The 15635-nt window shown below is 45.5% G+C and carries 14 protein-coding genes; all 14 read right to left on the bottom strand.

What is annotated here, in order from left to right; genetic code table 11:
* Positions 1-303: 303 nt before the first annotated feature.
* Positions 304-1041 carry a regulatory protein RecX gene (locus RS891_RS11700; RefSeq protein ID WP_113052591.1) on the bottom strand — a complete coding sequence of 246 codons (738 nt, stop codon included), beginning with the start codon at positions 1039-1041 and terminating at the stop codon, positions 304-306.
* A gap of 329 nt (positions 1042-1370) precedes the next feature.
* Positions 1371-2435 (bottom strand): recombinase RecA, encoded by a 1065-nt coding sequence (gene recA / locus RS891_RS11695; protein WP_113052592.1) that lies wholly within the window; start codon positions 2433-2435, stop codon positions 1371-1373.
* A gap of 239 nt (positions 2436-2674) precedes the next feature.
* Positions 2675-3931, bottom strand: coding sequence for a competence/damage-inducible protein A (locus RS891_RS11690; protein ID WP_113052593.1), 1257 nt, complete (start codon positions 3929-3931; stop codon positions 2675-2677).
* A 106-nt stretch (positions 3932-4037) separates the two neighbouring features.
* Entirely contained in the window at positions 4038-4625 is a 588-nt protein-coding gene (pgsA, locus tag RS891_RS11685) for a CDP-diacylglycerol--glycerol-3-phosphate 3-phosphatidyltransferase (RefSeq protein ID WP_063566359.1), read from the bottom strand.
* 322 nt (positions 4626-4947) lie between these two features.
* On the bottom strand, positions 4948-5439 hold the full coding sequence (locus RS891_RS11680) for a YajQ family cyclic di-GMP-binding protein (protein ID WP_017689115.1): 492 nt from the start codon (positions 5437-5439) through the stop codon (positions 4948-4950).
* A gap of 153 nt (positions 5440-5592) precedes the next feature.
* Entirely contained in the window at positions 5593-5763 is a 171-nt protein-coding gene (locus RS891_RS11675; protein ID WP_157258470.1) for a hypothetical protein, read from the bottom strand.
* Between the two features lie 68 nt (positions 5764-5831).
* A complete protein-coding gene (locus RS891_RS11670; RefSeq protein WP_315795344.1) occupies positions 5832-6869 on the bottom strand; it encodes a RodZ domain-containing protein in 1038 nt (345 codons plus the stop codon).
* Positions 6870-6935: 66 nt separating this feature from the next.
* Positions 6936-7703: a DUF3388 domain-containing protein gene (locus RS891_RS11665; protein ID WP_024630282.1), complete on the bottom strand. Its 768-nt coding sequence runs from the start codon at positions 7701-7703 to the stop codon at positions 6936-6938.
* Between the two features lie 197 nt (positions 7704-7900).
* On the bottom strand, positions 7901-8164 hold the full coding sequence (locus RS891_RS11660) for a DUF3243 domain-containing protein (protein ID WP_062833846.1): 264 nt from the start codon (positions 8162-8164) through the stop codon (positions 7901-7903).
* Between the two features lie 174 nt (positions 8165-8338).
* Entirely contained in the window at positions 8339-9109 is a 771-nt protein-coding gene (gene ymfI, locus RS891_RS11655; RefSeq protein ID WP_076289541.1) for an elongation factor P 5-aminopentanone reductase, read from the bottom strand.
* Between the two features lies 1 nt (position 9110).
* Positions 9111-10391 carry an EF-P 5-aminopentanol modification-associated protein YfmH gene (yfmH, locus tag RS891_RS11650; protein ID WP_315795343.1) on the bottom strand — a complete coding sequence of 427 codons (1281 nt, stop codon included), beginning with the start codon at positions 10389-10391 and terminating at the stop codon, positions 9111-9113.
* 3 nt (positions 10392-10394) lie between these two features.
* Positions 10395-11675 carry an EF-P 5-aminopentanol modification-associated protein YfmF gene (gene yfmF / locus RS891_RS11645; protein ID WP_315795342.1) on the bottom strand — a complete coding sequence of 427 codons (1281 nt, stop codon included), beginning with the start codon at positions 11673-11675 and terminating at the stop codon, positions 10395-10397.
* Between the two features lie 126 nt (positions 11676-11801).
* Entirely contained in the window at positions 11802-12632 is an 831-nt protein-coding gene (sleB, locus tag RS891_RS11640) for a spore cortex-lytic enzyme (protein ID WP_113052598.1), read from the bottom strand.
* Between the two features lie 187 nt (positions 12633-12819).
* A complete protein-coding gene (locus RS891_RS11635) occupies positions 12820-15561 on the bottom strand; it encodes an FtsK/SpoIIIE family DNA translocase (RefSeq protein ID WP_315795341.1) in 2742 nt (913 codons plus the stop codon).
* Positions 15562-15635: the final 74 nt, after the last annotated feature.

Below are 15635 nucleotides of genomic sequence, written 5' to 3'. Positions count from 1 at the left end.
ACCTCCTCGTTGGTTCCTCCAAGGCATTCCTTGGGTCAATTTGCAGTTTTCAAACCTAACATATTTTTGGGAATAACGAATACTCACGGCGATCCCCCGCCGATTTTCATTTCAAGTGTACATGTTGCCACGTACTATTCACCGTTTCTGGCGAACCCATAATCATGAATGGTATAAATCTAAAAAAACAGAAACCGCTTTTTTGGAAGGAAAAAGGGTTGTCCATTTCTTACAGACTCATGTCCATTTTAGTATTTGACGAAAGAAATTGTCAAGAGAATGCAGTATAGTGAGTCCAGTCTGCTAATCCCATAACAACGCTTCGTCTTCTTCGGAGTCTTTAGCCCCGTCTTCTTCAATTAAACAATTCACGACCCGACGCACCATATCCATGGAAAAACCTCGTCGCATCAAGAAGGGAAGCGTTTTACGTTTCTTCTCCTGGATGTCTCCTTTAACCTGATTCCATTTTTTGCGTCCGGCAATTAGAGCCGTCTCATATTCCGCATCTGTACTTACACCTTCCAGCGCTTCAGCAATTAGCTCATTGGCAATGCCCTTCTGACGAAGCTCTTGCCTTATCCACAGTTTTCCCTTCCGCTGGCCCTCCATACGCTGACGAGTCCATTCCTTCGCAAACAGTTCGTCATCGACCAAATTCTCCCGCTCAAGCCGATCCAGGGCCTCTTCAATCAACGGTGCTGCAAACTCTTTCTGACGAAGCTTCTGACTTAATTCGTGGCGTGTGCGGGGTTTATGCTCCAGATATCGCAAAGATTGCACATACGTTCGCTGTCGCTCGTCAGCTACGATGATATCTTCCAAGTCTTTTTTCAGAAACGTATTTCCCCGGGTCATCCGATATTTAATCATTACATCTTCAAGAACCGTAATTGAATATAAACCAAAGGTAATTCGGTAACGAGCTTCCCTGCTCTTCGTTCGTTCAACTCGTGTAATGATAAGTTCTTCATTATCCGGGAATTGGGAGATTCCCTCCAGCTCGGTTTCTTCATATAAATCATCTTCATGTTGATCCATTTCGGTCTCCCCTTCCACTCATTTGGTACCTGTGTCACATGCTGTCTAACTGAAAGCACTCAACAAAACAAAAGACTTTCTCGATTAGCTGATCTCCGACGGAGATAACGCAGCTAAACTGCATACGTTTAGAGCGTAACTTCACAAAGACACCAGATGCTAATACAAAAGGCCGGAAACAATGTCCGGCCTCTCCCTAACAGAAAACGTACCAACAGCCCCTGCCCATTCGGACAGAGGCTGTTGGACAGCACGAGCGCACACCTTACTCCATTACTAGATCTAGATCGAGCCAAGCTCAATCAGACAAGTTACGGGGATTCAGAGCATTACTCGTTAATTTCAAACAATTCTTGTTCTTCTGCCGCTTCTTTTTGTTGATCTTCAGTTGTAGGGGCAGGAACTGCAGTAGTCAGATTGCTGGCTTCGCGAATTTTTTGTTCAATCACTTGAGCAATCTGTGCATGCTCTTTCATGAACTGCTTCGCGTTCTCACGTCCTTGACCTAAACGCTCGCCTTCGTAAGAGTACCACGCACCACTTTTGTTAACGATGTCCAGCTCTGTACCAATATCAATGATACTGCCTTCTCTCGAAATACCTTCTCCGTACATAATGTCCACTTCCGCTTGTTTAAACGGTGGTGCCACTTTGTTTTTTACAACTTTGATACGAGTACGGTTACCGATGATGTCATTGCCTGATTTAATACTCTCAATACGACGTACATCCAGACGCACTGTAGAGTAAAATTTCAGGGCACGACCACCAGGTGTTGTCTCCGGGTTACCAAACATAACACCGACTTTTTCACGAAGCTGGTTGATGAAGATTGCGATGGTTTTGGATTTGCTGATTGCACCAGACAGTTTACGCAACGCCTGAGACATCAGACGCGCTTGCAAACCGACATGGGAATCACCCATTTCGCCTTCGATTTCCGCTTTTGGTACCAATGCAGCAACGGAGTCAATAACGACAATATCCACAGCGCCACTACGTACAAGTGCTTCTGCAATTTCAAGCCCTTGCTCACCCGTATCTGGCTGAGACAGAAGCAACTCATCAATGTTAACACCCAGTTTGCTTGCGTATTGCGGGTCAAGAGCATGCTCTGCATCGATAAATGCAGCTTGTCCACCCACCCGTTGTACTTCAGCAATCGCATGCAATGCTACAGTTGTTTTACCGGAAGATTCTGGTCCATATATTTCAACAATACGGCCTTTAGGCAAGCCGCCTGTTCCTAATGCAATATCCAGAGCCAAGGAACCGCTGGGTATGATTTCCACTTGCATGTGAGTCGACTCACCCAGTTTCATGATGGATCCTTTACCAAATTGCTTCTCTATTTGACGGAGCGCCATATCAAGCGCGGCACGACGGTCTGACAATAAGCTCACACCCTTTACTGTTTATAAGATAATGATACCTTGTTTTAACACGTTTGCCAAGCTTTTTTTCGAACATACATTCGTTTTTTTTGTGAAGGCCGAGGCGCCTCTTCCTCAAGCAAACTTTCCATTAAACAGAAAAAAGAACCGTAAACAAGGCTTTAAAGCCTAATTCTACGGTTCTTCCGTCTTCCTTTATTATACTTGCTTGCTTAGGCAAATGCAATCTGAGCCGTGAACTAGTCCATCTCCACAAGCTTGCGCCACAAACGATAAAGAATCGCCTTCGCGGAACGGATCCGAACCGTCTCCCGATTGCCATTAATGCGCAGTTCATGAATTTCTGTCTCTTTGCCACGCTCTGCCAAAGCGATGAAAACAAGTCCTGGGGGTTTGCGTTCAGAATAACCAGGCCCCGCTACACCTGTAACCGACAGACCGAAGTCGGCATCCCCAATCATGCGAATCTGTTCTGCCAGCACTTTGGCGACTTCCGGACTCACTGCGCCCGGTGCATCTTCACCTTCCAGGTAGGCATGTGGCACATGGAGCAGCTTCTCCTTAATTTCATTGGAGTAACATACTATTCCGCCCTTAAGCATCGAAGCACTGCCAGGGACTGACGTCAGACTTTGCATGACGAGCCCTCCTGTGCAGCTCTCAGCCGCGCTAAGGGTCAGACCCATATCAGACATCATTGTTACGATTGTATACTCTATAGGCACATCCTCGTTCGCGTAGAGATGCTCTGGCAATCGTTCCCGGATCTGAACTTCCATTGCATCAAGCTTCAGCTTCGCCTCACTCTCACTTGGAGCCTTTGTAGATACACGTACCGTAACTTCTCCCTCACTGGCATAAGGAGCAATCGTTGGATCTGTCTGCGTATCAATCAAATCCAGGAGTCGGTCTTCCAATGCCGATTCTCCAATTCCTGCAAACTTCAGCATTTTCGAGTAGATCGGCATTTCTTCTGTCAGTACATGCTGGAATAACCAAGGCTTAACTTCCTGTTCAAACATAGGAATCAGCTCTTTCGGTGGTCCAGGCATCACTACATAATGTTTGCCATTGTCGGAAATCGCATTTCCTGCGGCAAGGCCTGTTTCGTTCGCCAGCGGTGTCCCGCCTTCTATAACGATCGCCTGACGGCGATTATTTTCAGTCATGTCCACATTACGATCTCGGAAGAAGCTCTCGATTTTGTCCATAGCCATTCGATCTATATGCAGCTTGCGGTTCAAGACCGCCGCGATCGCATCCTTGGTGAGATCATCCTGTGTAGGACCGATGCCCCCGGAAAATAAAATGACGTCTGCACGACCCTGAGCGATGCGAATAGCGTCACTAAGTCGATTAAGATTATCACCAACCACCGTTTGGAAATATACATCAATCCCGATCGCAGCCAATTCACGGGATAGATATCGGGCATTGGTATTCACAATTTGTCCAAGCAACAATTCTGTGCCAACTGCAATGATTTCTGCCTTCATTCAGCATCCTCCTGTACATGTGGTGAGTGATCAAAGGGCAATAGGATAATTTCCTATTGCCCTCCGTACAAATGATTTCTTCATGCTTACCCATTTAACCTAAACGTTACGCTTTCGATAAATGAAGCAAATTTTTGTTTTTGATAAAGTAATCAATACCTGACCAAATCGTAATGATCGCTGCAGCCCAAACGGCAATAACGTCCATGTGAATACCCGTAAATGAGAACGGGAAATTATTCAACAACAGCAGCACAATCGCCACAATTTGCACGACGGTTTTCAGTTTGCCCCAGGCACTTGCCGCAACAACCGAACCATCCAATAATGCAATCTGACGCAAGCCGGTAACCGCAAACTCACGACTAATAATGACCACAGCAATCCAGGAATCCAACTTACCCATTTCCACAAGTGAAATCAGCACCGCAGTAACCAACAACTTGTCAGCCAGCGGATCAAGCAATTTCCCTAGGTTGGTGACCATATTATTTTTCCGCGCCAGATAGCCATCAATTCCATCCGTGCTTGCTGCAATGATAAAAATGACAGCAGCAATCAACTGATTATACGGAAGTGATAAGCTTCCCAATTGCAACGGCTCTGGATAAAACGGAAAATCTACGAGCAGGAACACCATTAAAAAAGGGATTAAGCAAATTCGTGCAAGCGTAATCCGGTTGGGTAAATTCACAAGACGCCCTCCCTCTTATCCTCCATTACTCCAAACATTCATCTTAATCCCGTATTCATCATCCGGAACATGAAATGTACAGTTTCACTGTCAATCAGCACTAAAGTGCTCTCACTATGTAAAAACGCAAAAAATAAAGTCAACCGTTCAAACGCAAAACCGTTTTAAACGTTCCGGTGACTTTCAGAAGATGTACTGCTTTTCACAAAGTCAGCAAACGATGATGACTGGGCTTTGATGCTTATCTGCCAGCAATGCACACTTAGTATAATATACGCCAATTGCAGTGTCAAAAAACATACCTAGCTGCAATGAGGAGATATTACTTAAAGTTTGTATATTGCAGATCCAAAGGTAGATTGGCACCGTTCAACAACTGCATAACTGCCTGCAAATCATTCTTACTTTTACCTGTTACCCGGAGCTGATCTCCCTGAATCTGACTCTTCACCTTCATCTTGGAGTCACGAATCAGAATATTAATTTTTTTAGCGATATCCTGATCAATCCCCTGTTTGAAATTCAAACGCTGGCGGACTGTACCTGAAGAAGCTGGTTCTACTTTTGCATAATCAATGTTTTTTAAAGGTAAACCCCGCTTAGCCATCTTGGATTGCAGTACATCGATAACAGCCTTGAGTTTGGTCTCATCATCAGATACGATCGTTAACGCATCCTTATCCAGTTTCAGACTGCTCTTGCTGCCCTTGAAGTCATAACGCGTGCCAATTTCCTTTTCTGTTTGTGTAACGGCATTTGTCAATTCCTGCAAGTCCATTTTGGACACGATATCAAATGAATTTTCTGAACTCAAACCAGTCACCCTTTCAGTTAATCATATGTTCTGTAACATTATAGAGGATACGCCAAGCAAAAGTCTAATTTTATGAGGTTTTTCAAAATAAAAAAGCATCTTTGGCTACCACTTAAGATGGTTGCCAAAAATGCTTTTCGTGCGGTTGCCCTTCTAATAACGGCTGCGATTAGGCTGTCTGAACATGTCAAGCACACCCAGAAGCACATGTGCAAGTCCAAAACCCAAAATTCCGTAACCCCAGGCAGTTGGGGTCAAGTAATAACCCAGGAGGCTGACAATGATCCCCAAACCTGTTACGATCCAGCTGACTGTCACAGCCATCCACCTCACTTCACCAAAAGTTGACTGCAAGTTAAAGACAAGGTTAGTGTCTCCCGCAGAAACTTTGGTTATTCGGCGCTAGTGCCGGTGCTTCCTGTTTCATTTGTCGTCGTGCCTTCAGTACCAGTGGAGGACGTATCCTCACCAAGTCTTAACCGAATGCGGTTTGTCGCTTTCCCGTCTGTCACAACCTGCCCTGCAACTTCAATTGTGGTCGCTGCAGCGTAACCCGACTTAATGTACATTCCTGCACTGTCCAATTCAAAAGTATAACTGTCTCCCTCAGCGGTGTTGCCGTATTCCAACTTCTCGCCACTGGAGTTCTCGCCCTTGTATACTTCCAGCCAACTATGCCCCGTTGCTTTAATTGTAACCGTCACAGGCTGCCCTGCACTGCCGTTCACTTTGAAGTTCGTAATATTGCCTGATTTTCCGTCTTCAGCAACAGTTACAGAAGCTGGCGGATTATCCGTTGGGTTCTCTTCATTTTCACCCGTCGTTTGCCCATCCGTCTGTCCGTCAGTTTGTCCGTCAGTCTGCCCTTCTGCTGTTCCGCCACCGTTACCGCCTGCTTCGCCTTCATTCGTTTCTCCGCTACCTGATTCATTAGCTGGAGGATTAGAAGCTTGGCCATTTTCTGTAGGCTCATCCGGTTTATCTTGAGGTTGCTGCTGGCTATCTGTGATCTTCGTTTGATCCAGCCCTTGTGTATCCGAATCATCCTTGTTCATCACTACATACACATACAACAGCACAAGAATTAATACCGGAAAAGTCCACATCAGCGCAACAGACATCCAGCGGTTACTGCGCTCAACCGGGCGGCTTGAACGTTTTTGAATCACTGGCTCCATGGTTGCTTCCGTTTCTTCTGCAGGTACATCTTTCTTATGTCCCTCCAGCAGCTCATCAGGATTTAGTCCCACCGTTTCCGCATAGGTTTTGATAAATGCACGCACATAGAAGCTACCAGGCAGCACTTTGTAGTCTCCTGCCTCTATCGCCTCCAAATACCTCTTGCGAATTTTAGTCATTTCCTGTACATCGTCGAGACTCATCCCTTTTTGCAGCCGGGCCTCTCTTAACTGCTGACCCAGTTCAGACATGCCATCTCCTCCTTATGTTTATCTCTATGGTTGTTGCTTATCTATTTCATGATCCCGTACGGAGCGTTACAGTTCGTCGGTGTAGCTGGCCGTAAACGTATCATAAATAATTTCTTCATTCGGATTGTTGCGCAGTTCAATAATAATGTCAAAATCATTAAAATCATATTCAGACTCCTGCACAAAAATATCCGGATGTTCAATAACCTTGGTGCTTGGCATCGTCATGATGTCCTGTAACAAATTATAATGCCGTTCGCTTGAACGAATCGTACTGACAATTCCGTCAATGATAAACACATTGTTTGGATTCAATTCGTCCTCGGACATCTGGCTTCTTATGGTCTGACGAAGAAGTGTGGAGGAAACAAACGTCCAGCGCTTCATCGCACATACGCTACCTGCAATAATGGATTCCGTTTTACCTACACGCGGCATTCCACGCAAACCAATGACTTGATTGCCTTCCCTCTTAAATACTTCACCCAAAAAGTCCACAAGTAACCCAAGTTCGTCCCGCGTAAAACGAAATGTTTTGCGATCGTCCGAATCACGATCAATATAACGACCATGACGCACAGCCAGAATATCGACCAGTTTCGGTTGACGCAAAGCAGACACCGTTATGCTGTTTACTTTGCCAAGCATTTCACCCAGCAGACGAATCTTCTCATCATCGTCCGATTCCAGCAGCATCCCCCGGGTTTTGCCTTCAACACCGTTGATGGTCAATATATTTACTTCAAGCATCCCCAGCATAGAGGCAATATCCCCTAACAGACCGGGTCTGTTCTTATGTATTTTATACTCCATATACCATTGTTTAGATTCCATTTAAACACCCCGTAAAGCATTATTCCACATTATTCGACAGTAACAGAACGCGTCCATTGGACGACAATCTGAGATATCTTCTAAAAATGGGTCACGTTAATGATATATAAAATGAAAATGAATTACAAGAACAGGTCTGTAATCAATGTGTAATCATTAGAGAAAAGCCCCCTTGCGGGAGCTTTCCATCTGTAATCTTATGCGTTTTGTTTGGCCAATTTGACCATCAGGCACGCGATCGTACGACGCTCATCTGCATCGCCGACATCCCATAATTCTTTCAATGCCCGGTTGGAATGGTTCGCCGGATCGACTTTCTCATCCAGGAAGTCACCGATTTCGTATGCAAGTTTGTTGATGGTATCTTCACTCATCCCCATCTTCTCTGCTTGCAGCACGCGGTCACCCAAAAACTTCTTCCATGTGTCAAAACTTGAGAGCACTGTTTTTTCTGTTGACATGATAAATCCTCCTTAGCTGACGCATGAGATTTAAAATCAACAGTTGTAATATGTGCTTCCCGGACATTTTATATACGAGCATTTTTGAATTAATCGAAGATCATCAATGAACCATTAATTCCCATCAAGAAACTACCCCGAATTTAAAACAAAATTGAATACACGCCCCATATATTACGTGAGCCAGCCACCATTTGGACTTATAATCTGCCCATTAATGTATCCAGACTCGGGAAGCGCAAGGAAGTAGACCAGTGATGAGATTTCATCTGGCTGGGCAAGTCTTCCTGCCGGAATTTCCTCTTCCAGCATTTTTAGTTCATCCTGGTCCAGATGGTTCAACATGGATGTTTGAACTGCACCGGGAGCTACAGCATTCACCGTTACGCCAGATGGAGCCAACTCTTTGGCAAGAGCTTTGGTGAATGCATTTACACCGCCTTTGGTTGTAGAATACAACACCTCACAAGAGGCACCCGACAGTCCCCAAATAGACGACACGTTAATAATTCGACCATATCTTTGGGAGATCATGTGAGGCATCATTTCCTGTGTACATAAGAACGTGCCTTTCAGATTGATCGCCATCACTTCATCCCAGATTTCTTCCGTAACATCGGACAGCATTCCATAATGAGATATCCCTGCATTATTCACCAGAATATCCGGCATCAGCCCATGGGATTCCAGCTTCTCACGCATACGTTCAATTTGCTCCCGACTGCGTAGATCAGCAGACACCGTCATGACTTTACCACTGCCTTGTTCCATGCACCTTCTCGCCGCTTCATTAGCTGCTTCATGCGATTTCATATAGTGAATCACTACATTCATACCCACCTTGGCAAAACGCTCTGCGATAGCTGCTCCAATGCCTCCGCTCGCGCCTGTTACAAGTACCGTCATTTCTCCAATTGGCTTCAATTGTCCTGTTCCCCTCTCCATATTAAGGACTCACGACAAGCGATATCGCCAGTTGATCCCAACGAATATGCTCTTTCAATCTGCGGTTTACCTCTTCCAGTGTAAGCGATTCATACAACGGGAGCATGTTGAAAAAATCACCACCACGGAATTGCTGACGCGTGAATTCATTTGCAATGTTTTCTGGTGAATTGAGCATACGCAAATATCCACCTATTTTCTTTTTGCGTGCGCGCTCAAAGTCGGTTGCATCAAATCCCTTTTCCACAATAGCATCGACTTCTTCACGGATACGCGCAAGCAGTTGATCCGGGTCTTTGGTATCCCCGCCAATAGCAGAAAAAGCATATTGCGGCGAACTGTTATATTCATGCCCAAAGCTGTCCGAAATCAGGTCTTCATCATATAACTTTTGAAATAGCGGGGTACTGGAACCAAATAACAGATCCATCATTAGTTTAGTTGTCATATCCCGGCGGAGCAGCTCTTCTCCAGTAAGTCCCACTTCGGTTTCCTTAAAACCAAACAAACATTTAGGCAGGGAAACGGCCAATTTGGATTCACGTCTGGCTTCACCCACTTGCTTAGGTTCCGGTTCAAAAATCCGCTCGATTTTACCTTGAGGTTTGTAATTTTTCTTCGCCTGGTTCGAACGAACCATATCGATCACTTCCTGCGGGTCTACTCCACCCACGACAAACAGAAGCATATTGCTTGGATGATAAAAAGAGTTGTAACATGTGTACAACGTTTCTTTGGTTATGGTACCAATGGATTCAACGGTTCCGGCGATATCAATATGCACAGGATGTTTCTGATACATTGCCTCGATCAGGCCAAAATAAACGCGCCAATCCGGATTATCGGCATACATATTAATTTCCTGTGCGATGATCCCTTTTTCCTTTTCCACATTCTGATCGGTGAAGTAAGGATTTTGCACAAAATCAACTAATGTTTGTATATTTTCATTGACATATTCCGTTGCCGAAAACAAATAAACCGTCTGATCGAAACTGGTAAAAGCATTGGCAGAAGCTCCATGAGAAGCAAATGTAGCAAAAATATCCCCTGTTGGTTCTTCAAACATTTTGTGTTCCAGAAAGTGAGCAATTCCGTCCGGGACCTTCACTTCCTCTTCTCCTTCGACCTTAAAATGATTGTCCACCGAACCGTATTTGGTTGCAAATGTGGCATATGTTTTCTGGAAACCCGGTTTAGGCAAAATATAAACATGCAGCCCGTTATCCATCACTTCGTAATACAGCGTTTCCTGCAAACGATCGTATGTTATGCTTTCCACCGACTATTCCCCCTTCTCATCACGCAAGAAATAAATCGTATCCAGACGGAATTTCTCTGCCGCCTCACGAACATTTTCTTTGCTGATTTGTTCTACCTGGGCCAGCAGTTCCTCGGCGGTCCGCTCTTTGCCGGATAACTGTCGATTGAAATCATAAGCAATCAGCTCAAATGCAGAATCCTGCATTTCCTTGAGCAAATTACGGATCATCGCCTTGGTCTGAGACATCTCCAGGTCAGTGATATTCCCGTTCTTCATTTCATCCAGCTGCTGCTTGATAATCATGACGGCTTTTTCGTAATTGGGGATTTCAATCCCGGATTGAATCGTTGCAATCCCCTTATGTCCGTCATAACGCGAAGAGGCATAGTACGCCAGACTTTCTTTTTCGCGAACATTAACAAACAGCTTGGAATGAGGATATCCTCCGAGAATGCCGTTATACATCAAAGCAGCTGCATACTGAGGGTCACTATAAGTGATAGACGTGCGAAGCCCCATATTGAGCTTACCCTGATTAACATTAAGCCGTTCTACAACGGTTTCCACTTCTTTATCTCCACGAATAGCTTCCTGTGTATGATAGTCGGAAGAAGTCGCTCGTTCTACATTGAAATAACGCTGAACCAGATTCTCTACCTCTTCCAGCGTGGTGTCGCCCACCACATACAAGTCCATGCTTGCCTGCTGTAACCATTCCTGATACGAAGCTGTCAATGTATCTGGATCAATGCCTGGCAAATCCTTGCGCTCACCAAGCGGGTGCAGACGATAAGGTTCATTTTTACACATTTCCTCAATACTACGTTCCGCAGCATAACGCATTTTGTCATTCACGATGGACTCAAGCATTTTGCGAACAGTCTCCCGCTCAGCTTGTACATAAGAGGTTCGGAAATGTCCATCCTCCTGTGCAGGGCGTGTGAGCACTTCACCCAGAAAAGCAAATGAACGATCCAACAGCTGCTCGTCTCCGCCAACAAAAGAATCATTAATAGTGTCCATACGGAACTGTACGATCTGGTAATCGCCACGTTTATAGACATCAAAGCCAAAACCCGCTCCATACAAATGTTCCAATTGTTCACGAAATTGCGTTGTTTCCGGATAGGATTCGGTACCGCGCCGAAGTACGAAAGGTGTTAAGGCTACTTTGGTAACCGTATCTTCCTGCAGGGGAACCCCTGCGTATAGCGAGATCGCAAATGTCTTAAAACGTTTCGTAGGAAGAACATGTATACGGAATTCTTTCCGGTTTCCTCGTTCAAATCCTGATGTATTCAAATGTCAAAACCCCTTTACGGCGTCATTTATCGTGCAATAAGTGAAGCTTAAACGTAACAACCATTTTAACCCATTCAAAAGGCAAGAAGCAACCGAAGTCACGCCTTCTGGTTGCTTCCAAAATCATCACATACAGAATATATGCTGCCCGATTGTTTTTACCTGAGGACGTGTCCAGATCCATTTGGATGTAGCTGTCTTCGGATTAAAATAATAGAGGCATCCACCGGATGGGTCCCAACCATTCATCGCCTGTTCAACTGCTTTTTTAGCTTGTGCATTCGGTTCCAGATAAATCTGGCCGTCTGCAACGGCAGTAAATGCACCCGGCTGGAAAATCACTCCTGACGGTGTGTTCGGGAAACTCGGCGATTTCACGCGATTCAGGATAACTGCCGCCACTGCCACTTGACCCTCAAATGGCTCTCCGCGAGATTCACCATACACCGCGTTAGCCATAATTTTGATTTCGTTCTCTGACAATCCCATGGAATTGGCAGAGCCCATATTGTCCTGCTCTTTATCAGCAGTATTGTTATTGTTGCCACTACCTCCTGAAGTTTGATCCTTGTGCAATGGTGTTTCTGTTGGCGACCATTGTTTTGAAGCATTGTAAAGTTTCAGCTTGGTTTTGGCTCCAACCACACCATCCGCCTTCATGCCGAATTCCGATTGAAACCATTTTACCGATTTCAATGTGGTGCTGCCGAAATTACTGTCAATTTTACCATTGTAAAATCCCAAATACTTCAGTCGGCCTTGAAGCTCGTATACATCCTGACCGTAACTTCCATATTTCACAGCATTGGTGCTAAAGGTGGGTAGGGACTTCTCTTCGACCTGCGGGATACTTGGGTTTGGACTATCGGTTGCTGTATTCCCAGGAAGCAAATAACGAATTCCCAATGCGGACATCAGCAAAATAGCAGTGAAAAGCCATATGTTCATTTTTCGCATCGACTGTGCTCTACCTTTCTCTTGTGGGATTAACAGAATCGCTAAGGTTATTATGACAAGCATACTTCGTTCCTATGCACCAAATCCTCCGATCATTGGACATCATGGCAAATCTTCAGTCAAATGGCATGCAAAAAGCCCTCAACCAGTAAGGTTAAGGGCTTGGATCGTATACACATGCTGTGTATTACGAGCTTATTTTATTCTGTTGATACTGTTCCAGTGAGATCAATACTTCCCTTGGTTTACTGCCCTCGTAAGGACCAATCACACCTCGGGCCTCCATGGAGTCAATCAAACGTGCTGCGCGGGTATAACCCACTCGCATTCGGCGTTGCAATAGAGAAACGGAAGCTTGCTTCGCCTCCAAAATAATCTGCACTGCTTGTTCATATAACTCATCCTGCACTTCATCTGCTGCCTGAACGGAATCATCCACCTCAGGAACAATGGATTCGTCATACTGCGCTTCACCTTGACCACGCACGTAATTCACGATATTTTCAACTTCCTCATCACTCATGAAAGCACCTTGTACACGAACCGGCTTCGAAGCTCCCATAGGCATGAACAGCATATCTCCTCGGCCCAGCAACTTCTCGGCCCCACCCATATCCAGAATGGTTCGAGAATCCACTTGAGAGGACACACCAAAGGCAATCCGGGACGGAATGTTGGCTTTAATTACACCAGTGATAACATCCACAGATGGACGCTGTGTGGCAATGATCAGATGGATACCCGCTGCACGCGCCATCTGAGCCAATCGAGCAATCGCGTCTTCCACGTCACCTGCGGCAACCATCATGAGGTCAGCCAGCTCGTCCACGATAACAACGATGTAAGGCAAAACCGCCGCTGGGTTGTCTTTCATCAGATTGTTATAACCTTCAACGTTACGTGTACCGGATTTGGAGAATAACTCATACCTTTTCTCCATCTCAACAACGATCTTTTTGAGAGCAAGTGAAGCCCTTTTAGGATCCGTTACGACCGGTGCCATCAGATGCGGAATACCATTATATACGTTCAGCTCGACCATTTTGGGATCGACCATCAAAAACTTCACTTCATCCGGCTTCGCTTTGTACAGGATGCTCGTAATAATACCATTGATACATACTGATTTACCTGAACCCGTCGCACCAGCCACCAGCAGATGGGGCATACGAGCCAAATTACCGATGATCGTCTGTCCAGAGATATCTCGTCCAAATGCAATGGTCACTTTGGATTCGGCTTCCTGGAATGTAGCTGTCTCCATGACCTCCCTCATCGTTACAACGGAAACCTCTCCATTAGGTACCTCAATACCGATAGCGGATTTGCCGGGAATTGGTGCTTCCATTCGGATATCCTTTGCCGCCAAGGCTAATGCAATATCGTCTGTCAGACTTACAATTCTGCTGACCTTCACACCAATATCCGGTTGGATCTCATACCGTGTAACAGCAGGTCCTCTGACTACTTCAAGTACTTTGGCACGAACACCGAAGCTTTCCAGCGTTGCTTCCAGCTTGCGTGCAGTCTGCATATAATCCTTCTGGTCGCCACCCTTGCCTCCATTGTTCGGCTTGGAAAGAAGTCTGAAAGACGGAAGTTTATAAGGTTTCGGAGGTAGTGGAGGCGGCTTAACAGGCTGCACTTCCTGCCCCTCCGTATCTGAAACAACCGAACCTTGAACCGCATTGCTCAACGTTGACCCAACGTCGGAACTACCCTCAACAGAATCCAACGTAGCTGTTCCGGCATCCGCCGCTTCAGGCCACTCATTGTTATCCACAAGTTCATCTGAGATCTTGATTGGAAGCTCTTCTCCCTGCATGTTATCCGTTAGATCATCCGGGAAAGGATACGCATCATCCAGATCATCCTCTTTACTCGCATCCTCTGATCTGACATGTTCAAAGAAGTCACGAATGATTGGAGCCGAATTAGGTCTTGATTGCGCAGGAACTGCTGCGGGAGCCATTATGTCGGATGCGATGATTGGCTCATCATGCCATGAATCTGCAGGCGTTTCCTGCTCGGCTCGGTAGACGACCTGTTCCGAATCTAAAGAATCATCCTCGTCCACTCCACGCTCAGTCTTCGTCCGTTCCCGATCAGAACCCCATTTTCCAAAGAGTTGGAAAAAAATCGGTGCTTTTCGTTTCGGTAGCTGCTGATTCTGCAGATCATCGTAATCGTCATCATCATCTTCGTCGTCTACTGGAACAGGTACCACTTTGCGAACATTCCCGTTTTTCTTGCCCGCAGAGCTTGAAGTAGCACGTGCTGCTGGTCTAGCCTCCAGCTTTTTGTACATCGCACTACCTGCATCCCATATCTTCGTTCTGAAAATGCGAATCAGATCGACATAAGAAAGATTGGTAACCAGCATGAAACTGATAACGAACATCACGATCATAATCAATCGGGCTCCCAAGCTGCCAAACAACCACAAGAACAAGGCAAACTGAGCCGCTCCTATATAACCGCCGCTAATGTCCTTATTGAGCATCGAATCCCGTTCGCCTGGCGCAGCAGGTGTGAGCAACTCGGTTTGCATATCATTATGTATCTGTGTAAGTACAGCACCTGGCTCAAGGGCTCCAACTGGTATAAGCTTCTGGTGCATGGCAGAGACGGTACTCATCAGGGTTAAAGCAAACACCAGCAATACAAGCCCTGTCTTGCGCGTTGTCCAGCCGCTCGGCCATTTCCGATGAATCATCACCATTAAGCCATAATAGATCCCTATAAGCGGAATCCCAAAATAGAACTTGCCAAGCATCAATCCAAACATCTTGGAAAGCGAGCGCCCCACGGTTGCTTCACCCGACAAAGCAATGACAGCAAGGGTTATAAGCACAATGCCGTAAATTTCATATTTTAAAACGCCGCTAAAAGCTGCGGCCTTTTTTTTCCTCTTTTTTCTTCTGGCCAAAATCAGGTCACCCCCAGAAGAATATTATACCATACAAATATAATCCGTACATATGTTCTTTTTCTGCTCAATTT

The organism is Paenibacillus sp. BIC5C1 (genome assembly GCF_032399705.1).
In the GTDB taxonomy this organism is placed as follows: domain Bacteria; phylum Bacillota; class Bacilli; order Paenibacillales; family Paenibacillaceae; genus Paenibacillus; species Paenibacillus taichungensis_A.
Note: the sequence above shows the minus strand (reverse complement) of the source record. Positions and strands in the feature narration are given on the sequence as shown.